General features: G+C 62.3%; 20 protein-coding genes and 2 tRNA genes. 17 read left to right on the forward strand and 5 right to left on the reverse strand.

Annotated elements, in window-relative coordinates:
* Nucleotides 1-5 precede the first annotated feature (5 nt).
* Nucleotides 6-3,509 (reverse strand): PAS domain-containing hybrid sensor histidine kinase/response regulator, encoded by a 3,504-nt coding sequence (locus tag EFR00_RS19430; RefSeq protein WP_077992631.1) that lies wholly within the window; start codon nucleotides 3,507-3,509, stop codon nucleotides 6-8.
* 222 nt (nucleotides 3,510-3,731) lie between these two features.
* On the opposite strand from EFR00_RS19430, the gene mscL reads away from it, so the two are divergent.
* The 5 genes from mscL (at nucleotide 3,732) to EFR00_RS19455 (ending at nucleotide 9,291) form a co-directional block, all read left to right on the forward strand.
* Entirely contained in the window at nucleotides 3,732-4,178 is a 447-nt protein-coding gene (mscL, locus tag EFR00_RS19435) for a large conductance mechanosensitive channel protein MscL (protein WP_009995006.1), read from the forward strand.
* A 348-nt stretch (nucleotides 4,179-4,526) separates the two neighbouring features.
* Nucleotides 4,527-5,693 (forward strand): pyridoxal phosphate-dependent aminotransferase, encoded by a 1,167-nt coding sequence (locus tag EFR00_RS19440; protein WP_077992629.1) that lies wholly within the window; start codon nucleotides 4,527-4,529, stop codon nucleotides 5,691-5,693.
* 197 nt (nucleotides 5,694-5,890) lie between these two features.
* On the forward strand, nucleotides 5,891-6,925 hold the full coding sequence (galE, locus tag EFR00_RS19445) for a UDP-glucose 4-epimerase GalE (RefSeq protein ID WP_077992626.1): 1,035 nt from the start codon (nucleotides 5,891-5,893) through the stop codon (nucleotides 6,923-6,925).
* Nucleotides 6,926-7,062: 137 nt separating this feature from the next.
* Nucleotides 7,063-8,115: an enoyl-CoA hydratase/isomerase family protein gene (locus tag EFR00_RS19450; protein WP_077992624.1), complete on the forward strand. Its 1,053-nt coding sequence runs from the start codon at nucleotides 7,063-7,065 to the stop codon at nucleotides 8,113-8,115.
* A gap of 237 nt (nucleotides 8,116-8,352) precedes the next feature.
* Nucleotides 8,353-9,291, forward strand: a complete 939-nt coding sequence (locus EFR00_RS19455) for an MBL fold metallo-hydrolase (RefSeq protein WP_077992622.1) — start codon at nucleotides 8,353-8,355, stop codon at nucleotides 9,289-9,291.
* Nucleotides 9,292-9,464: 173 nt separating this feature from the next.
* Here EFR00_RS19455 and EFR00_RS19460 read toward each other — a convergent pair whose 3' ends face one another.
* Nucleotides 9,465-11,525, reverse strand: a complete 2,061-nt coding sequence (locus EFR00_RS19460) for an ATP-dependent helicase (RefSeq protein WP_077992615.1) — start codon at nucleotides 11,523-11,525, stop codon at nucleotides 9,465-9,467.
* A gap of 102 nt (nucleotides 11,526-11,627) precedes the next feature.
* The gene (locus EFR00_RS19465) at nucleotides 11,628-11,894 is read right to left on the reverse strand and encodes a membrane protein (protein ID WP_039623010.1); all 267 of its coding nucleotides are present in this window, start codon (nucleotides 11,892-11,894) and stop codon (nucleotides 11,628-11,630) included.
* A 168-nt stretch (nucleotides 11,895-12,062) separates the two neighbouring features.
* On the opposite strand from EFR00_RS19465, the gene EFR00_RS19470 reads away from it, so the two are divergent.
* On the forward strand, nucleotides 12,063-12,326 hold the full coding sequence (locus EFR00_RS19470) for a hypothetical protein (protein WP_077992614.1): 264 nt from the start codon (nucleotides 12,063-12,065) through the stop codon (nucleotides 12,324-12,326).
* Nucleotides 12,327-12,610: 284 nt separating this feature from the next.
* Here the strand turns inward: EFR00_RS19470 and EFR00_RS19475 are convergent, their stop codons facing one another.
* The gene (locus EFR00_RS19475) at nucleotides 12,611-12,853 is read right to left on the reverse strand and encodes a DUF982 domain-containing protein (protein WP_077992613.1); all 243 of its coding nucleotides are present in this window, start codon (nucleotides 12,851-12,853) and stop codon (nucleotides 12,611-12,613) included.
* A gap of 319 nt (nucleotides 12,854-13,172) precedes the next feature.
* Here EFR00_RS19475 and EFR00_RS19480 point away from each other — a divergent pair, with 319 nt between their 5' ends.
* Nucleotides 13,173-13,562, forward strand: a complete 390-nt coding sequence (locus tag EFR00_RS19480; RefSeq protein WP_077992611.1) for a hypothetical protein — start codon at nucleotides 13,173-13,175, stop codon at nucleotides 13,560-13,562.
* Between the two features lie 152 nt (nucleotides 13,563-13,714).
* Here the strand turns inward: EFR00_RS19480 and EFR00_RS19485 are convergent.
* Nucleotides 13,715-13,789 (reverse strand) — tRNA-Thr (locus EFR00_RS19485).
* A gap of 155 nt (nucleotides 13,790-13,944) precedes the next feature.
* Between EFR00_RS19485 and EFR00_RS19490 the strand changes: the two genes are divergently transcribed.
* From EFR00_RS19490 to EFR00_RS19535, 10 genes are all read left to right on the forward strand, one after another.
* Nucleotides 13,945-14,139 carry a hypothetical protein gene (locus EFR00_RS19490; protein ID WP_009996058.1) on the forward strand — a complete coding sequence of 65 codons (195 nt, stop codon included), beginning with the start codon at nucleotides 13,945-13,947 and terminating at the stop codon, nucleotides 14,137-14,139.
* Between the two features lie 92 nt (nucleotides 14,140-14,231).
* A complete protein-coding gene (gene murA, locus EFR00_RS19495) occupies nucleotides 14,232-15,524 on the forward strand; it encodes a UDP-N-acetylglucosamine 1-carboxyvinyltransferase (protein ID WP_038686791.1) in 1,293 nt (430 codons plus the stop codon).
* A 156-nt stretch (nucleotides 15,525-15,680) separates the two neighbouring features.
* A complete protein-coding gene (locus tag EFR00_RS19500; RefSeq protein WP_009989509.1) occupies nucleotides 15,681-16,112 on the forward strand; it encodes a DUF2948 family protein in 432 nt (143 codons plus the stop codon).
* 51 nt (nucleotides 16,113-16,163) lie between these two features.
* Nucleotides 16,164-17,462, forward strand: coding sequence for a histidinol dehydrogenase (gene hisD / locus EFR00_RS19505; RefSeq protein ID WP_077992608.1), 1,299 nt, complete (start codon nucleotides 16,164-16,166; stop codon nucleotides 17,460-17,462).
* Nucleotides 17,463-17,466: 4 nt separating this feature from the next.
* Nucleotides 17,467-17,940, forward strand: coding sequence for a UPF0262 family protein (locus EFR00_RS19510; protein ID WP_038686797.1), 474 nt, complete (start codon nucleotides 17,467-17,469; stop codon nucleotides 17,938-17,940).
* Nucleotides 17,937-18,422 carry an arsenate-mycothiol transferase ArsC gene (locus EFR00_RS19515; RefSeq protein ID WP_170961363.1) on the forward strand — a complete coding sequence of 162 codons (486 nt, stop codon included), beginning with the start codon at nucleotides 17,937-17,939 and terminating at the stop codon, nucleotides 18,420-18,422. Before EFR00_RS19510 ends, EFR00_RS19515 begins: the two co-directional genes overlap by 4 nt.
* A gap of 122 nt (nucleotides 18,423-18,544) precedes the next feature.
* On the forward strand, nucleotides 18,545-18,763 hold the full coding sequence (gene infA, locus EFR00_RS19520; RefSeq protein ID WP_003545338.1) for a translation initiation factor IF-1: 219 nt from the start codon (nucleotides 18,545-18,547) through the stop codon (nucleotides 18,761-18,763).
* Nucleotides 18,764-18,818: 55 nt separating this feature from the next.
* Complete coding sequence (locus EFR00_RS19525) at nucleotides 18,819-19,439, forward strand: Maf-like protein (RefSeq protein WP_012482617.1); 621 nt, start codon at nucleotides 18,819-18,821, stop codon at nucleotides 19,437-19,439.
* Between the two features lie 135 nt (nucleotides 19,440-19,574).
* Entirely contained in the window at nucleotides 19,575-19,787 is a 213-nt protein-coding gene (gene yacG / locus EFR00_RS19530) for a DNA gyrase inhibitor YacG (RefSeq protein ID WP_077992606.1), read from the forward strand.
* Between the two features lie 285 nt (nucleotides 19,788-20,072).
* A tRNA-Phe gene (locus EFR00_RS19535) sits at nucleotides 20,073-20,148 on the forward strand.
* The last annotated feature ends 11 nt before the right edge of the window (nucleotides 20,149-20,159 follow it).

The following is a 20,159-nucleotide window of genomic DNA, read 5'->3' on the forward strand; positions in this document are numbered from 1 at the left end:
ATCTCTTACTCTGCGGCTGCGCGTTTGAGGCCGGATATTTGAGTGATATACGCGCGCAGCGCCGCCGGACGTACCGGTTTGTGCTGAACGGCGATGTCGTGCCGCTCGGCCTCGCCGCGCACCTCAAGCGTGCGGTCGGCGGTGATCAGCAAAGCCGGGAGATCCGTGCCGAACTGCCGGCGCAGGTGCAGGATCGCGGCAATGCCGGTGCCGTCGTCGAGATGATAGTCGGCAATGACGAGATCCGGCGGCCCGCCATCGCCATCGCTTGATATGACGTCTGCAAGGCAATCGAGCGCCCTGACCTCGCAGCCCCAGCCGCTGAGCAGCAGCCGCATGCCCTCGAGGATCTTCGGCTCGTTGTCGATGCACAGGATCTTGAGCCCCTTTAGCGGCTGCCCGCCGCGTTCGGCAGGGGCGACGGCTGCCGCGGCTTCTGCCGGGCGCGAAGCGTCGAGCGGCATGGCGATGCGGAACTCGGTGCCTTTGCCATGCGTCGAATGCAGCTCGACCCGATGATTGAGCACCCGAGCGATGCGGTCGACGATCGAAAGGCCGAGACCAAGGCCGGATGCGGTCTTCGCACCTTCGTCCAGGCGCGCGAATTCCTTGAAGACGGTGCGGAATTTCGACGGCGGAATGCCGATGCCCGAATCGATCACCTGGATGATCACCTGGTTGCCGCGTCGCCGCGCCCCGACCAGCACCTTGCCGGTGATCGTGTACTTGATGGCGTTCGACACCAGGTTCTGAACGAGGCGACGCAGGAGATTGGGATCGGAGCGCACCCGGAGCGATGTCGGCATGACCACCAGCTTCAACTGTTTTTCCCGCGCGATCGGCGCGAAATCAGTCTCGATGCGCTCCAACAGGTCTGACAGCGCGACGGAGGCGAGGCGCGGCCGCATGGCGCCGGTATCGAGTCGGGAGATATCGAGCACCGCGCCGAGAATGGTCTCGACCGATTCCAGCGCCGAATCGATGTTGCGCACGATCGGGCTGGTGTCGGATTGCGCCATGCGTTCGACCAATGCGGAGGAATAGAGCCTGGCGGCGTTGAGCGGCTGCAGGATGTCGTGGCCGGCGGCGGCGAAAAAACGGGTCTTGCCTATATTCGCTTCGTCGGCGGCGGCCCGCGCTTCGGCGAGTTCGCGGTTGACGCGGGTCAGCTCCGCCGTGCGTTCGGCGACGCGCTGCTCCAGCGTCTCGTTCGCCTGCTTCAGCGCCTGGTCGGCGCTGACGCGCTGGGTGATGTCGGTGAAGGTGGCGACGATGCCCTTGTCGGGCATGGCGTTGGAGCGCACCTCGATGATCCGCTCGCCGCCGCCGAGCACCAGTGCGAAGGGTTTGTCGAGCGTCAGGAAATGCCGCACCGTCTGCTGCAGGTCGCCGGGCGCGATGTCGCCGCGCTGGCTGAGAATGGTGACGATGTCGGAGAGGGGAAAACCGACCTGGCCGGCATTCTCCGGCAGATCGAGCAATTGCCGGAAGCGGCGGTTCCAGATCGTCAGCCGGTTGGAACTGTCGAAGACGGCAATGCCCTGGTCCATCTGCGAAAGCGCGGTCTGCAGCATGTCCTGGTTATATTGCAGCGCCTCGCTCGCCTGGTCGAGCAGCCAGGCGGTGTCGGACGAAGCATCCTCGATCTTCTGCAGGATCAAGGACAGCACCAGCCGCGCCGAGGAGGAACCGATGGCGCTGCCGAGCAGCTGTTCGCTGAAATGGATGAGCGCCATATCGGCCGGCTGTTCGTCCTCCAGCTTGCGGCCGGAGCTTTGTTCGTAAGTGGTGAACGAGCGCTGCATGCGCTCTTCGCCGAGATAGCGCGAGATCGCCGCCTTGAGGTCGCCGACGCTGATGCGGGTCTTCCAGCCGCGCGTGGCAAATTGCGAGCGCGAATGCCGTTTGACGAAGATGCCGGCCTGGATGCGTTCCAGCGGCCTGGCATTGCGGGTGAGCGATCCGACGATGACGAAGGCGGTGTTGACGAGCAGGCTCATGACCGTCGCATTGACCAGGGGATCGGCATCGGGCGCGGTAAACAGCGTCGCGCCGGGGAAGATGAAGCCGAGCACGGCGCTTGCCACATGCGAATAATCGGGACCGCCGAGCGACGGCAGGAACAGCAGGTAGATCCAGATGACGAAGCCGGACGTCAGCCCGAGGATGGCGCCGCGCGCATTTGCCCGCCGCCAGATCAGCCCGCCGAACAGCGCTGGGGCGATCTGCGCGATCGCCGCAAAGGAGAGAAGCCCGATCGAGGCGAGGCCGGCCGTGCTGTCGGTCGAGCGGTAATAGGCATAACCGAACAGCAGCACGGCGAAGATGGCGCTGCGGCGGATGTTGAGCAGCGTCTTGGCGAAATCGTCGCGCTGGCCGGCGCGGCCGGCGAGTTTGCGCCGGAGGAAGATCGGCATGATGATGTCGTTCGACACCATGATAGACAGTGCCACGGAATCGACGATGACCATTGCCGTCGCGGCGGAGAAGCCGCCGATGAAGGTGATCAGTGTCACCACGGGCATCTGGCCGGCGAGCGGCAGCGACAGCATGTAAAAATCGGCATTGCCGCCGCCCCCGAAGGTCAGCAATCCGCCGATCGCTACCGGCAGCACGAAAAGATTGATCGCGATAAGATAGAAGGGAAACAGAAAGCCGGCGAGTTTCAGCTGCTTTGCCGTTCGGTTTTCCACGACCGTCACGTGAAATTGCCGCGGCAGCATGATGATCGCAAAGGCCGACAGCAGGATCAGGGTGATCCAGCGGCTGATCGGCGTATGATAATTCAGCGCCGACATCACCAGGCTGTTTTCCACGGTCTTCTGCCAGAGATCGGCCGGACCGTCGAAAAGAAACCAGATGACGCAGATGCCGGCCGTCAGGAAGGCGACCAGCTTGACCACCGATTCCATCGAAACCGCGAGGATCAGTCCGTCCTGATGTTCCGTCGCATCGGTATGGCGCGTGCCGAACATTATGGCGAAGCAGGCAAGCACCAGCGTCGCCAGCAGTGGCAGGTCGAGAAAATAGAGATTGCCGCTGCCGATGCCGTAATCGGACGGGTTGACCATGGCGCTGACGGTGCTCGAGATCGCCTTCAGCTGCAGCGCGATATAGGGAATGGTGCCGATCAGCGAGATCAGCGCGACGATCGTGGCGACCGTCGGGTTCTTGCCGTAGCGCGCGGCGACGAAATCGGCGACCGAGGTGAGTTTTTCGGCCTTGGCGAGCTCGATGATGCGGCGAAGCAGCGGCATGCCGAGCGTGAAGACCAGAATGGGGCCGATATAGATGCCGGCAAATTCCAACCCTCGCTGCGCCGCAAGCCCGACGCTGCCGAAATAGGTCCAGGAGGTGCAATAGATCGCCAGGCTCAGCGCATAGACGACCGGCCATCCGCCTTCCGGCGCACCCGGGCCGCGGTTCTTGCGGTCGCCATAGCTCGCCACGGCGAAAAGCAGCAGCAGATAGCCGAAGGCAGACGCGAATATGACCCAGCCTGGAAGCATTGACCCTCCGCCGGCGAAAAGCCGCCGGCACCTGCCGCAATACAGGTCAGCTTAAGTCATTTCAGGAGCCTTGAAAATTCCCGCCCATCTACACCTTAAGTCAAAGGCTGCACGCGGGACATGGCCGGATTATTGCGATTTGCAATTGATTAATTGCGATGAAGATGTAGCTAATGAAAACAACTGCATACCTCTGAAATGGATCGAAGGGAGACGGATCGGATGCTCAATGAGTTCAAGGCCTTTATCGCCCGCGGCAATGTCATGGATCTTGCAGTCGGCGTCATCATCGGCGGCGCCTTCGGCGGCATCGTCAAATCTTTGGTCGATGACCTTATCATGCCGATCGTCGGCGCCATTATGGGCGGCTTCGATTTTTCGAATTACTTCCTGCCACTGTCCTCGGCCGTCAACGCGCCCACACTTGCCGCCGCCCGCGCCCAGGGCGCGGTATTCGCCTATGGCAGCTTCCTCACCGTCCTCATCAATTTCCTGATTCTGGCCTGGATCATCTTCCTGATGGTCAAGGGCGTCAATTATCTGCGCATGCAGGTCGAGCGCCAGGAAAAGGCCGCACCGGAAGAGCTGCCCCCACCGCCGGCGGATGTTCAACTGCTGACGGAGATCCGCGATCTCCTCGCCACGCGCCCGACGGCTGATCGGGGCTGAAGTCGGCGGCCGCGCGGCGTGCTGAGGCACCTCTGGTGAGCTTCACAATAGCTCCGCCCGCCCCATCCCCCGTCATGCTTGGGCTTGACCCGAGCATCCACACCGCACCCATCAGCAGCCACCGCATGGGTCCTCGGGTCAAGCCCAGGGTCAAGCCCGAGGACGACGGAGGGGTGGGGTGGCTTTCCAGTCAAACTCGCCCCATGGCGGACTGAGTTGCGCCGCGTTGGGGTGCTTTGCCACGTCGGCAAGGACGGCCATCCATCACCAAAATCGATATGCCATCACTGGATATCATGGGATTTGCCGGCATAAATCTTCTATGAAGGCGAAAACTTGGAGATATGCATGTCGATCGTCAATAGCCTCAGCCCGCGCGCCCTGGCGGCGCCCGAAAGCGGGATCGTCGAAGTCGTCAATTATGCCCGTGGCCGCGAAGGCCTGCTGCCGCTGTGGGTGGGTGAGGGCGATCTGCCGACTCCCGATTTCATCAGCCGGGCAGCGATGGAGGCGCTGGCTGCGGGCGAGACCTTCTACACCTGGCAGCGTGGCATTCCCAAGCTTCGCCAGGCTCTGTCGGATTATTACTTCAGGCATTTTTCCGTCCGCCTGCCAGTCGAGCATTTCTATGTCACCGGCTCCGGCATGCAGGCGATCCAGATCTCCGTGCAGGCGCTGACCTCGCCCGGCGACGAGTTCGTCTACCTCACTCCGGCCTGGCCGAATATCGCCGCCGCGCTCGAAATCGCCGGGGCGCGCGCCGTCGGCGTAGAGCTGCAGTTCGAAGGCGGCAAATGGGCGATCGATTGCAACCGCATCGAAGCCGCGATCACGCCGAAGACAAGGGGCATCTTCATCAACACGCCGTCGAACCCGACGGGTTGGACCGCAACGAAGCAGGATCTCGGCGAGATCCTGGCGCTTGCCCGCCGGCACGACCTCTGGATCATGGCGGACGAAATCTACGCGCGCTATTATTTTGCCGGTGGCCGCGCCCCCTCCTTCCTCGACGTGATGGAGGAAGGCGACAAGATCATCTTCGTCAATTCCTTCTCGAAGAACTGGTCGATGACCGGCTGGCGCGTCGGTTGGATCGTCGCGCCCCCCGAGATGGGCCAGGTGCTCGAAAATCTCATCCAGTATTCGACGTCGGGTGTGGCCCAGTTCATGCAGAAGGGCGCCGTCGCGGCGCTCGATCAGGGTGACGATTTCGTTGCCGCCAATATCGCCAAGGCGGCCCGATCCCGCGATATTCTCTGCGATGCGCTGATCGCCACCAATCGTGTCGAGACGCTGAAACCGGATGGCGCGCTCTATGCCTTCCTGAAGATCGACGGCGTCACCGACAGCCGCAGTGCTGCCATCGACATCGTCGACAAGACGGGCGTCGGCCTCGCCCCCGGAACCGCCTTCGGCGCCGGCGGCGAACTCTTCCTGCGCGCCTGTTTCCTGCGCGACCCCGGCCAGGTGGCGATCGCGGCGGAACGTCTCTGCGATTATATCCTCAAACGCTGAGAAGCGGCCGGATAGGCCGGTTTTGTGCCGGAAGCGCTCGATCGATAAAACTTGAGCAAAACCCGAAATCGGCCTCTAACCACGACTTCAAACATAAGCGTTGAAACGGTCCCGAACGGCCCCGCGATAAGAAAATTGGAAAGAAAAACCGGCGCCTGATGCCCCTGCTTCTAAAAAGCGAAAGCAGGGGTCGGGACATGGCGGTTTTGGTGACGGGCGGGGCCGGTTATATCGGCAGTCACATGGTTTGGGCGCTCATCGATGCGGGCGAGGATGTGGTCGTGCTCGACCGCCTCTCCACCGGCTTCCGCTGGGCCGTGGCGCCGGCGGCGCGTTTCTACCTCGGCGACATTGCCGATGCCGACATCTTGAAGAAGATCTTCATCGAAAACGACGTCGAGGCGATCATCCATTTCGCCGGCTCCGCCGTCGTCCCGGTCTCGGTCGCCGATCCGCTTTCCTATTACGACAACAACTCCGGCAAGACCCGGGCGCTTCTCTCCGCCTCGATCAAGGCCGGCATCCGCAATTTCGTGTTTTCGTCGACGGCCGCCGTCTACGGTCAGCAGCAGAATGACCTGCCGGTGAAGGAGAATGCCTCCCTCAATCCGGAAAATCCCTATGGCCAGTCGAAGCTGATGACCGAATTCATGCTGCGCGATGCCGCCGCCGCCTATGATTTCAACTATGTCGCGCTCCGTTATTTCAACGTCGCCGGCGCCGACCCCGATCGCCGCACCGGCCAGTCGACCTCAGGCGCCACACATCTGATCAAGGTCGCCTGCGAGGCAGCACTCGGCAAACGCGACAGCGTTCATGTCTACGGCATCGACTATCCCACCCATGACGGCACCGGCGTGCGCGACTACATCCATGTCACCGATCTCGCCGATGCCCATCTGAAAGCGCTGCAGCATCTGCGCAGGGACAAAGGCTCGCTGGTTGCAAATTGCGGTTATGGCAGCGGCTATTCGGTGCTCGACGTCTTGAACATGGTCACCCGCCTGCACGGACATTCCTTCAAAATCCATATGGCGCCGCGCCGTCCCGGCGATTCGGCAAGCGTCGTCGCCGATGCTTCGCTCGCTCGCCAAGTGCTCGACTGGAAGCCCCGCCACGATTCGCTTGAGACCATCGTCCAGAGCTCGCTCGATTGGGAGCTCTTCCTGTCGAACAGAAATGTCGACGACCTGCACAGCATCCACCGTGCGCTTGCCGCCGCATCCTTTTGAACAGTGCTCGGCGGCAGCCGGTTTACAGGCTTACCGGAAATGCTCTGGAGCGATGCCGCATCGTCGTCTATGCATGGTTTTAGCCTTTCCTAGGCAGAATGTCTGACCAGGAAAGGCTGGAACAGCGGAGGTGAACCATGCAGGACAGCGAAGTCATCATCGAGCGGCGAGGCGCTGCCGGCATTATCCGGCTCAACCGGCCGCGGGCGCTGAACAGCCTGACGCTGGCGATGATCCGGACGATCGCCGAAGCGCTTGACGGTTTTGCCCGCGATGCCGACGTGGCGATTGTCGTGGCGACGGGGGAAGGCGAGCGCGGCTTCTGCGCCGGCGGCGATATCCGCGCCCTGCACGAGAGCGCCCGGGCCGGCGACGGCCTCGCCGGAACCTTCTGGCGCGAGGAATTCCGCCTCAACCATATGATTTCCGTCTACCCCAAACCCTATGTGGCGCTGATGGACGGCATCACCATGGGCGGCGGCGTCGGCCTGTCGTCGCACGGCCGCCACCGCATCGTTACCGAGCGCACCCGGCTGGCGATGCCAGAAACCGGTATCGGCTATGTCCCCGATGTCGGCGCCACCTGGCTTCTGCCGCAGGCACCCGGTGAAGCCGGGACATGGCTCGGTCTGACGGGCCTCGATATCGGCGCGGCCGACGCGATCCACTCCGGGCTTGCCGATGTTCAAATCGCTTCCTCGCGACTCGGCGAGGTGATCGATGCGCTGTCCACACTACCATGCGGTAGTTCGTCGATTGATGTCGATACCACCTTGCAGGCGTTTGCGGAACCTCAGGGTGAAAGCCGGCTGCGGCAGAACGCAGCGGTGATCGACCGTGCGTTTTGTTTCGACAGCGTCGAGGAGATCCTCGCGGCGCTCGGCCGGGAGGCGGGAGAGTTCGCCGACGAGACGCGCCGCGTACTGCTGGCGCGTTCGCCGACCAGCCTGAAGCTCGCTCTGCATCTGCTGAGAGCCGGCCGCCGCAGCGCGTCGCTGGCCGAATGCCTCGGCCGTGAACTCGGCGCCTGCCTGCAGATGTTGCACAACCCGGATTTCTTCGAGGGCATCCGCGCCGCCGTCATCGACAAGGACCGCAATCCAAAATGGTCGCCCGCGTCAGTCGAGGCCGTGGAGCCGGCAATCCTCGAGCGTTTCCTGAAACCGGCCGACCCGCCGCTTTCGCTCTAACGCCGCACCTCTGAATACGGAGTGCAGGCACAGTTCGGCGGGCGATAACCGATGCTTCTTCACGCCAGCGCGTACACTACCAAACCTTCCCGACGGCCGGCTGAAGCTATAGGCTGGCCTATCCTAAGGCGTAGCCTTTCCTCTCCCTTGACCTGATCGACCGTCAGCACGCCCCGACATAGTGTCCGCGACGTGACCCCTAACCGACATCTCGATCACGCAAAACAGGAGCGCATCATGTCGCAGGCAGAAGCAAAACCCCGTACGACTGGTCAGCAGGAGTCTGGCAGGCCAAAGCCCGAAGAGTTGGTCCCGTCGCGCTATGCGGTGCGGATCGGCGAAATTGAAGTGCTGATCATCAGCGATGGCGTATTGCCGCTCCCGACTGCGATGCTGGGACACAACGCCGCCGCGGCTGACCGGGCAGTCTGGCTGGACGACATGTTCCTGCCGCGAGAGGCTTTCGACTGGGCGTTGAACGTGGTCCTCGTCCGCAGCGGCGGACAGACCATCCTCATCGACGCTGGGCTGGGCTTGGATCCGGACCTGAACTTGCCGCGCGCCGGGCAGTTGATCAAGCGAATGGCGGGCGCCGGCATCGATCTGGCATCCGTGACCGACGTGGTGCTCACCCACTTGCACATGGATCACATCGGCGGGCTGCTGGTCGATGGCGTGAAGGACCAGTTGCGTGCTGATCTCAGGATCCACGTGGCGGCCGCAGAGGCCAAGTTCTGGGAGGCGCCCGATTTCAGCCACGTGTCCATGCCGCCCGGCTTTCCGGATGCGCTTCGGGCAACGGCAAAGCGATTCCTCAGCGAGTACGGCAGCCATCTCAAGCTGTTCGATGAGCGGTCCGAGGTGGCGCCGGGTGTGGTCGTCCAACGCACCGGCGGCCATACCCCCGGGCACAGCGTGGTTCGCTTGGCATCCGGCGGCGAGCGCCTGACATTCGCCGGCGATGCCGTGTTCGCGGTCGGGTTCGAGCACCCCGACTGGTACAATGGTTTCGAACACGATCCCGAGGAGGCCGCTCGTGTACGCATCGATCTTCTCAGGGAGCTGGCGGCGAACGGCGAACGGCTGGTGGCCACTCACCTGCCGTTCCCGTCGGTCGGTCGGGTGGCGGTCGACGGTGACGTCTTCCGTTGGGTGCCGGTGTTCTGGGACTACTGAGCGCCCGCCAGGTCAGGGCCGAACCAAAGCGCGTCGCATGGATCGGATTCCATGCTGCGCTTAGAGCATGATGCCGAAAAGTGTGAGCGGTTTTCGGGCGACATCATGCTCTAACTCTTTAATTCAGAGCAGGATTCAGATTTTAGGCCGACCGGGCCTAAAATCATCCTGTTCTAGCGCCACATGCCGCGCATACGGGCGCCGACATCGATGCGCACCTGCCGCGCCTGCGCTTGCGCGGCGGCATCCGATTTCACCTGCGGCCAGTTGCAGGCCTCGAAGAATTGCAGCAGGGTCGCCGGAATGAAGCGGCTGCGCGAGGCATAGACGTGACGGTCGCCCTGGGCGTTCTGCCCATAGGTGAAGAAACGCTGCGGCACGACGAGGTCGAGACCGTCGCGGGCACGCGTCATCGCCACATAGAGCAGCCGGCGCTCCTCCTCGATTTCGGCGGTGGCGCCGACGGCAAGATCGCTCGGAATGCAGCCGTCGACGACGTTCAGCATGAAGACCCTCGTCCATTCCTGGCCCTTGGCCGAATGGATGGTCGACAGAATGAGATAGTCCTCGTCGAGCAGCGGCACGCCGGCCTGGTCGCTGGTCGCATCCGGTGGGTCGAGCGTCAGTTCGGTGAGGAAACGCTCGCGCGAGGCATAACCGCCGGCAATCTGCTCGAGCTGCAGGAGATCGGCCTGCCGCGTTGCCGCGTCCTCATGCAGCCGTTCCAGATGCGGCGCGTACCATTGCCGCGCCAGCTCGATTTCCGCCGGCCAGCCGGCCTTGCCGGATTTCATCTCCTGCAGCATCGAAACAAAAGCCGCCCAGTCCTCGCCGCAGCGCGGCGGCGCCGGCATGGCGGCGAGCGCCGTCAGCGGGATTGCATCCTCGGCCATCAGGTCGAGCGCCTTCTGCGCCGTCGACGGGCCGACGCCCGGCAGGATTTGCATCAGGCGGAAGCCGGCCACCCGGTCGCGCGGGTTCTGGGCGAAGCGAAGGGCGGCCAGCATGTCCTTGACATGGGCGCTGTCGAGAAATTTCAGCCCGCCGAATTTGACGAAGGGAATATTGCGCCGGGTCAGCTCGACCTCCAGCGGCCCGCTGTGGTGCGAGGCGCGGAACAGCACCGCCTGCTGCTTGAGCTTGAGGCCCTCTTCGCGATTGTCGAGCACCTTGTCGGCGACATAACGCGCCTGATCGGCCTCGTCACGCACCGTCACGAGGCGCGGCCGCTCGGCCGATTGCCGCTCGGTCCAGAGATTTTTGGTGAAGCGCTCCGAGGCGAGATCGATGACGGCGTTGGCGGCTGTCAGGATCGGCTGCGTCGAGCGATAGTTGCGGTCGAGCGTGACGATATTGGCGGGCGGGCTGAAGGCGGCGGGAAAATCGAGAATGTTGCGCACCGTCGCTGCGCGGAAGGAATAGATCGACTGCGCATCGTCGCCGACGACGGTCAGTCCCAGACCGCCGGGCTTCAGCGCCATCAGGATCGAGGCCTGCAGCCGGTTGGTGTCCTGATATTCGTCGACCAGCACATGGTCGAAACGGCTGCCGATATCCTCGGCAATCACGTTCTCGCCGACCATCTGCGCCCAATAGAGCAGGAGGTCGTCGTAATCGAGCACGTTCTGGGCCTGCTTGGCCTCGACATAGCAGGCGAAAAGCTCGCGCAGCTGTTTTTCCCACGCCGCGCACCAGGGAAAGGCGTCGCGCAGCACCTGGTCGAGCGCCGTCTCCGAATTCACCGCCCTGGAATAAATGGCAAGGCAGGTGCCCTTGGCCGGGAACCGGCTTTCCGTCTTGGAGAAGCCGAGATCGTGCCGGATCAGGTTCATCAGGTCGGCGCTGTCTTCGCGGTCATGGATGGTGAAATCGGCATCGAGGCCGATCTGCTTGTTATAGTCGCGCAGCAGCCTGGCGCCGATACCGTGGAAGGTGCCGGACCAGGTGAGCGCATCGGCCATGACGCCGGCCTTCGAACCGAGCACGTCGCGGCAGATGCGCTCGACGCGCCGCGCCATCTCGGCGGCGGCCCGACGCGAAAAGGTCATCAGCAGGATGCGGCGGGGATCGGCGCCCTTGACGATCAGATGGGCGACCCGATGCGCCAAGGTATTCGTCTTGCCGGAACCGGCGCCGGCGATGACGAGCAGCGGCCCGGCAATATGGCTGCCGTCGGTGAGCGTGCCGTGCTCGACGGCCATGCGCTGCTGGGGATTGAGCTTTTCGAGATACATCCAGCCGTCCGGTCGGGCTCCCGCAGAATCACTGCAAGAAGATTAGATGTTCCTTGAATGTTCGCGATTGTCGGCGATGTCAAGTCGGGAACCGGGCAATCCTCAATCGGGGAAATCCGGCCCCACCTCGCGGCGCACCAGCTTCAGGCTGCGGTCCGGCTGAAGAATATAGGTCTCCTCCACGCGCTGGCCGCTCTCATTGTAGAACTGGTTGTAAACGGCGCTGCCGACCGGCGACTTGGTCAGCTTGGTTCGCGGTTGGCCGCCATAGGTGATGCTGCCGGGGATGGGTTCGAGCGCCGGACTGTCGGCCGAGGAGCAGCCGGCCAGCAGGGCGCCGGCAAAAAGGGCGGGCAGTAGCGCTTTCATCGTCGTCATTCCTCTCAGACTGCAGCCAGATATGGAACGGCGGTGCCTTCCGCCAAGGGTGCAGCACCACACAGTGAGAATATCACTTGCACATCCCAGGGCCTGGCAACGGAACCAAAACGCCCTCCCAAGTGTTGAAATGCCGGATCTGAAACGCTGGAGACCATCATGCAGACGCCTCTTCGCCTCTGGGCGCCCACTCTGATCATCGGCTGCGGTGTCTTTGCCGGCTCGGCCTATGCCTCGCTCGAAACCGGCACGGATTATTCCGCGCTTCCGAAGGACCAGATCGCGCTCAACGAATATACCGAAACGACCGCCTGCACGCCTGTAGAGCCGCACTATCTGCCGTCCTTCATCCGCACGGGCGACGGCACGATCATCGGTGTCGGGTATATCGAGGTGGAAAATGCGGGTGACGCGGCCTGCTGAAAATCCGATCTGCTCTGAAGCATGATGCCGAGAAGTGTCGGCGGTTGTCGGACGACATCCATGCCTGGCCGTTCGAACGAGGCTCGCCTGCGTTTTGGGTGACGAGCCTCTGACCATCATCATGATGGCTGGGTGTTTTCTATCGAAACAGCTGTCTCAGGCGCAACGCCTTTTGCGCCCAAACCCGGCAACGGCTCGATCCAGGGTTAAGTGAAAATTAAACAATGTATCGTTCCGGCACGCCTTGCCGAACAGATCAAAAACGGCCGGACGTCCTTGCCGTGCTAATGCAGCTTCAGCTTCGCCTCTTCAGCCGCCGCCAGGAATTCGGCTCTTGCCTCTTCCACGCTCTTCCGTCCGTCGAGTGCTGCCCGACAGGTGCTGCGCGCCTTGATATAATGCAGTCCGCGCGCGCTCGGCCAGAGATCCGCCAGACATTTCAGCGCATCGAACGGCCCGTTGACGGTTCGCGCATCGGCCCCTTCGAAGCCGACCTTGACCGGGTCGTGCCATTTTTCAGTTGCCATCGATGCTCCTCCCGGGTTTCGACAGAACTACGGTGCAGCGCCCGCCTATCCTCAGGCGAGACACGGCCATGATAGCCATTCTAGCGAGATTTTTGCGGTCAACAATGGTGAATCGTTTGTTGCTGGTGAAACGGAAATGCCACTTGGCGACACGGGGATCGTAGGATTCCGAAGGGGACGCCCGTACGCGAAGGAGAGGCCTTCAATAAACCATAAGGTGCAGGCCCGTATCGCTGATCCATGCTCCGCAAGCTAAGAGCTCAATATGTGGTTAGGCCGAAATCTGATCCAGACTGCTATTTTCTAGAGCGCACTGGCAATGCCGCCTCTTGCCCACGGCGCGGAGATATCGGCTGAAGAAGCCTTCCTCGTCCATATTTCCATCGAAACTGTCCCGCGAATGCAGCGGGAATATCTGCGGGTCAACCTTCAGCGGCTGGGGAAGAGGGAGACGATAGATATCGCCTCCCATGTGGCATCAGAGAGTGTTGATCGATGGTATGTAGAGGGCATATTTGACTGGGTTAATGGACTGCCCCACGAACCAATTCCAGGTGAAGAAGTTGTGGTAACTGGCGAATTGGTCGAACGGTGGCAGTTATCCCCGTTCCGACCCTATTATCTCGAAGCGACCGAAATCCCCGATTGTACGGGCATGCTGTCCGCTTCCTGCGGATGGCTGCCCCTCACCCTAACCCTCTCCCCGTAAACGGGGCGAGGGGACGTGCCCTGCTAGGGGCCAGCGAGGGACGGAGACGTTGCGGCATATCCCCTTCGCCCCGTTTACGGGGAGAAGGTGGCGGCAGCCGGATGAGGGGCGGCCGGGCACACGAGATATGATGTTATTGCCTGAAAGAAAACTGGTGCTGCCGAGTGGGATTGAACCACCGACCTCACCCTTACCAAGGGTGTGCTCTACCACTGAGCTACGGCAGCAGGACCAGGACCCGTGCGAGCCGGGTGGCTCAATCGGGGGAACGGGGCGGCTATTGCCACAGCTTGACGACAAGCGCAAGCCGCAAATTCCAACTTCGCGTGGATTGCGATGCGGGGGCCTTTTGGATCGGCGCGAATTCGGTTAATCCTGTGACATGAACGACAAGACCGAAACCGGCCACCAGAGCCGCAAAGAGGCAATCGAGGCACAGGCGAAACTGCGCCGCGAGCGCGCCGCCGAAAAGCTCAGGGAAAATCTCAGCCGACGCAAACAGCAGGTGCGCGCCCGCCGTTCCGGCCAGGCCGACGAAACAAATGGGCTGCCCGCCGCAAAAATGGACGAATCGTAATGTTCCGTCCGGCACGAATTGAAGCCTCTTAAGAAATCCCCTAAACACCCTCACTCCTCTTTCAAGCCAGAACTTTCAGGAAGTAAGCGCACATGGATCGTATCAGAATCGTCGGCGGTAATGAGCTGAATGGCATCATTCAGATTTCCGGCGCCAAGAATGCCGCACTGCCGCTGATGATCGCCTCGCTTCTGACCAGCGACACGCTGACGCTGGAAAACGTGCCGCATCTGGCCGATGTCGAACTTCTGATGCGCATCCTCGGCAATCATGGCGTCGACGTCGCCGTCAACGGCCGCCGCGAGCGCCAGGAGGATTCCTACGCCCGCACGATCCATTTCACCTGCCGCACCATCGTCGATACCACCGCTTCCTATGAACTGGTCTCGAAGATGCGCGCCTCTTTCTGGGTCATCGGCCCGCTCCTGGCGCGCGAAGGCCATTGCCGGGTGTCGCTGCCGGGCGGCTGCGCCATCGGCACACGCCCCGTCGATCTCTTCATCGAAGGCCTGACGGCGCTCGGCGCGACCATGGAGATCGATGCCGGTTACATCAACGCCAAGGCCCCGGATGGCGGCCTGATCGGCGCGCGCTACACCTTCCCGAAGGTTTCCGTCGGCGCCACCCATGTGATGATGATGGCGGCGACCCTTGCCCGCGGCACGACTGTCATAGGCAATGCCGCCCGCGAACCTGAAGTCGTCGATCTCGCCAACTGCCTGAACGCCATGGGCGCCAAGATCTCCGGCGCGGGCACCGCGACCATCACCATCGAAGGCGTCACCTCGCTGTCCGGCGCCCGCCACCGCGTCCTGCCGGATCGCATCGAGACCGGCACCTACGCCATGGCCGTCGCCATGGCCGGCGGCGATGTCGTGCTGGAAAATACCGATGTGTCGCTGCTCGAAACCGCGCTGGAAACGCTGCGCCGCGCCGGCGCGGACATTTCCGCGACCAACAACGGCATGCGCATCAAGCGCAACGGCGCCGGCATCAAGCCGGTCGATATCGTCACCGATCCCTTCCCGGGTTTCCCGACCGACCTGCAGGCGCAGTTCATGGCGCTGATGACCCGCTCCTCCGGCATCTCGCACGTCACCGAGACCATCTTCGAAAACCGCTTCATGCACGTGCAGGAGCTTGCCCGGCTCGGCGCCAGGATCACGCTGTCCGGCCAGACGGCGAAGATCGAAGGTGTCCAGCGCCTGCGCGGCGCGCCTGTTATGGCGACCGATCTGCGCGCTTCCGTTTCGCTCGTCATCGCCGGCCTTGCCGCCGAGGGCGAAACCACGGTCTCCCGCGTCTATCATCTCGACCGCGGTTTCGAGCGGCTCGAGGAGAAGCTGACCCGCTGCGGCGCCGTCGTCCAGCGCATCAGCGAGTAACAGAGACCTTCATTCCGGTTGCGAAATCGGTCGCAGCATCTTATTTCCCTTGTCTAACGCATCGCCATTCCGGCGGTGCCTGTTAAAAGCAACAGCATGATGTCGTCCGAAAAGCGCTCACACTTTTCGGCATCATGCTCTAGGGATTGAGCCTGAATGACCGACCTGAAGCTTGTTGCGCTCGATGACGAGGACCTCGCGATCATTTCCGCGCATATGCAGGATAGCGTCTTCAAGGTCGGTGACATCGACTGGTCGCCGCGCGGTGCCCAGTTCGCGCTTGCCGCCAATCGCTTCGTCTGGGAAAGTGCCATGCGCAAGCGCAGAGGGTTCGAGCGCCGCCGCGCTGCCTTGGTTTTCAAGCGGGTCCTGGCCGTGCGTTCGCTCGGCATCGATCGTGGTGAGCGAGATGAAGTGCTGTCGCTCCTGGCGCTGCGCTTCGAGAAGAAGGGCGAGGGGCCGGATGGCACGGTCGAGCTGGCGCTGTCGGGCAACGCCTCGATTGCGCTCGATGTCGAATGCATCGAGGTGCAGATGGCCGATATCGGCGGTGCATGGCAGGCGGCTTCCAAGCCGCGCCATCCCTGACGCGCAAGACGTTTGAATGTTGCGGTTTCGAGTTGAGAAGGAATATCGGCCTTGGCAATCTGGCTGGATCAGGCATCGGAAGGTTTCGAGCAGCATTTCGCCGCTTTCCTGACGACGAAGCGCGAAGTCTCCGAGGATGTGAATGCCGTCGCGCGCGCCATTATCGATGACGTCAGGGCCCGCGGCGATGTGGCGCTTGCCGAATATTCGCTGAAATTCGACGGCATCGACTTCGCCACCGTGCCGATGCGCGTCACGCCTGAAGAGATCGACGCCGCCGTCGAGGCGGTGCCGTCGGAAGTGCTGGGCGCGCTGAAGCTCGCGGCGCTCCGCATCGAATCCCATCATCGCCGGCAGCTGCCGAAGGACGATATCTACGAGGACGATCTCGGCGTCCGTCTCGGCTCGCGCTGGACGGCGATCGAGGCGGTCGGGCTCTACGTCCCGGGCGGCACTGCGAGTTATCCGAGTTCGGTGCTGATGAACGCCGTGCCGGCCAAGGTCGCCGGCGTCGACCGCATCGTCATTGCCGTTCCGGCCACCGGCGGCGCCGTCAATCCGGCGGTGCTCGCCGCCGCCAGGCTCGCCGGCGTGACCGAGATCTACCGCGTCGGCGGCGCCCAGGCGATCGCCGCTCTCGCCTACGGCACCGAGACGATTGCGCCGGTCGCCAAGATCACCGGGCCCGGCAACGCCTATGTCGCCGCCGCCAAGCGCCACGTCTTCGGCACCGTCGGCATCGATATGATCGCCGGTCCGTCCGAAGTGCTGGTCATTGCCGACAAGGACAACAATCCCGATTGGATCGCCGCCGATCTTTTGGCGCAGGCCGAGCACGATGCCAGCGCCCAGGCGATCCTGATCACCGATGATGTCGAATTCGGCAAAGCGGTGGAGCAGGCGGTCGAACGCCAGCTGCAGACGCTGAACCGCGCGGATACGGCAGCCGCCAGCTGGCGCGACTTCGGCGCGGTCATCCTCGTGGCCGATCTGAAACAGGCCATTCCGCTCGCCAATCGCATCGCTGCCGAACATCTCGAGCTTGCCGTCGCCGATCCGGACCGGCTGCTCGACGGCATCCGCAATGCCGGCGCGATCTTCATCGGCGCCCATACACCCGAAGTGATCGGCGATTATGTCGGCGGGTCGAACCATGTGCTGCCGACGGCGCGTTCGGCGCGCTTCTCCTCCGGTCTTTCGGTGCTCGATTTCGTCAAGCGCACCTCGATCCTGCGCCTTGGGCCGGGTGAGCTGCGCACCCTCGGCCCGGCAGCGATCGCGCTTGCGGTCTCCGAAGGTCTCGATGCCCATGCGCGATCGGTCGCGATCCGCCTCAACCTCGAAAGGTGAGGGCATGGCGGCGGGCGATTTCCGGCTTTGCGACGTCGTCCTCGACGATACGATCGGCCGTTCGACGCCCGATGTCGAGCATGAGCGCGCCGTCGCCATCTTCGATCTGATCGAGGAAAACAGCTTTGCGCCGATCGGCCATGCCGGCGGCCCCTACCGGCTGAACATCTCGCTGGTCGATTCGAAGCTGGTCTTCGCCATCACCACCGAAGAGGGCGGCAATGTCGCCACCCATATCCTGTCGCTCACGCCTTTCCGGCGGATCGTCAAGGATTACTTCATGATCTGCGAGAGCTATTATGAAGCGATCCGTTCGGCGACGCCGAGCCGCATCGAGGCGATCGATATGGGCCGGCGCGGCATCCACAACGAGGGGTCGCAGACGCTGAGGGACAGGCTGGCCGGCAAGATCGAAGTGGATTTCGACACCGCCCGGCGGCTGTTTACCCTGGTCTGCGTGCTCTACTGGCGCGGATGACGGAGATGGAGCTCGCCGCCGACGTTGGGGAGGGAAAGAGGCCGGGCGCCATCCTCTTCATGTGCGGGATGAACGCCATCCGCTCGCCGATGGCGGAAATCATTGCCCGTAGCATTCTGCCCTCCAATACCTATATAAGGTCGGCCGGCGTTCGCGCCGGCGAGCGCGATCCCTTCGTCGATGTCGTGCTCGAGGAGATCGGGCTTTCCCTCGGGCGCCGCCAGCCGCAGACGCTTGATGAGCTCGAGGACGATTATTTCGATCTGATCATCACGCTGTCGCCGCAGGCCCATCACGCCGCACTCGAGCTGACGCGGTCGAATGCAATCGACGTCGTCTACTGGCCGACCATGGACCCGACGGTTGTCACAGGAACGCGCGAGCAGATTCTCGAGAGCTATCGCGAGGTCCGCAATCACCTGGCCGGTCTCATCGAAAGCCGGCTGCTGAAACGAAATGGCATTGCCGCGCAATCGGCGTGAAAACAAATGACGGAAAGCCCGATCAACAAGGTTCACAAACCCGCCTTGATTGTGTAGTTTCCGCCCAAATTTAAAGGCGCGCGCTGCGCTGCCTCTTCAACCCACAGGAAGAAAACCACTATATGCCGAAAGAAGAAGTCCTCGAATTCCCGGGAATCGTCACCGAACTTCTGCCGAATGCGACGTTTCGCGTGAAGCTCGAAAACGAACACGAGATCATCGCCCATACCGCCGGCCGCATGCGCAAGAACCGCATCCGCGTTCTCGCCGGCGACAAGGTGCTTGTGGAAATGACGCCCTACGATCTGACCAAGGGCCGCATCACCTACCGTTTCAAGTAAGCTTGCCCGAGGTCCTGCAAGCGGTTTTCTCCCGTCTGCCGATGGTCGAGGTTCCATGGCGCTGAAATACAAGCTCATTCTCGCCTCGGGCTCTCCCCGTCGCGTCGACCTGCTAAACCAGGCAGGCATCGAACCTTCGCGCCTGATGCCGATGGATATCGACGAGACGCCGAAGAAGTCGGAGCATCCGCGTTCGCTCGCCCGCAGGCTTTCGGCCGAGAAGGCGGAAGCGGCGCTCGCTGCCATCAAGGGCGATATCACCTGGAAGGGCAGTTATATCCTCTCCGCCGATACGGTGGTTGCCGTCGGCCGGCGCATTCTCGGCAAGGCCGAGTTCGCCGACGAGGCGCTGAGCTCGCTCCATCTTCTGTCGGGACGCAACCATCTCGTCTATACCGGCGTTTGTCTGGTGACGCCGGATCGCAAGATCCGCCAGAAAATCGTCGAGACAAAGGTGCGCTTCAAGCGGCTGTCCGGCTTTGAGATCGAGAACTACCTGGCCTCCGGCCAGTGGCGCGGCAAGGCAGGCGCCTACGGCATCCAAGGCCTTGCCGGCACCTTCGTGCAGAAGATGGTGGGCTCCTACACCAATGTCGTCGGCCTGCCGCTTTATGAAACCATTGTGCTTCTGACCGGCGAAGGCTTCGATGTGCATAGCCGGTGGCCCGAGGCCTGAGCCCGCGGCCGACACTTAAAGCGCGTCACGATCTTTTCAGATCCGCGGCTCGTGCTTTAAGACTTTGTTTTTACGCATGGCGTTGCCGCAAAACCGCTGCCCACTTTTGCGCGACATGCCTTAGGACGGACCGATATGCCCGAATACAGGAAAGCCGCCGCCAAGGTCGAACCGCTGCGCAAGACGCGCCCTTGCCCCGAATGCGGCAAGCCGTCGAATCGCGAACATTATCCCTTCTGCTCCAACCGCTGCCGCGAGGTCGATCTCTCACGCTGGCTGACCGGCTCCTATGCCATTCCCGTTGCCGATGACGAGACGAAGGCCGATTATCCCGAGGAGGAAAACTAGTGCATGTCGCCCGGAAGTGTGCAGCGGTTCCGGGACAACTACCTGCATAAGAACAAAAGGCTAAAGCGCGTCGCATGAATCAAATTTGCTGCGGCGCGCTTTAGTAGCGAAACGATCGGCGAAGCTCTTATTTTTCCTGATGAATCGGCAAATCCAGCGTGACCGTCAAAAAAGAGTCATTTGACGCTTGCCATGAGCGAACAAGATGCTATAACCCCGCTCGCTTCCGGGGCGAACCAAGGCCCTACGGTTCTTTTTCAAGAAAGCACCATCGGAAGCAGGTTAGCCCAGGTAGCTCAGTTGGTAGAGCAGCGGATTGAAAATCCGCGTGTCACTGGTTCGATTCCGGTCCTGGGCACCATCAAAAATCTA

Origin of the sequence: Rhizobium sophoriradicis (assembly GCF_003939025.1) — a bacterium.
Taxonomy (GTDB): domain Bacteria; phylum Pseudomonadota; class Alphaproteobacteria; order Rhizobiales; family Rhizobiaceae; genus Rhizobium; species Rhizobium sophoriradicis.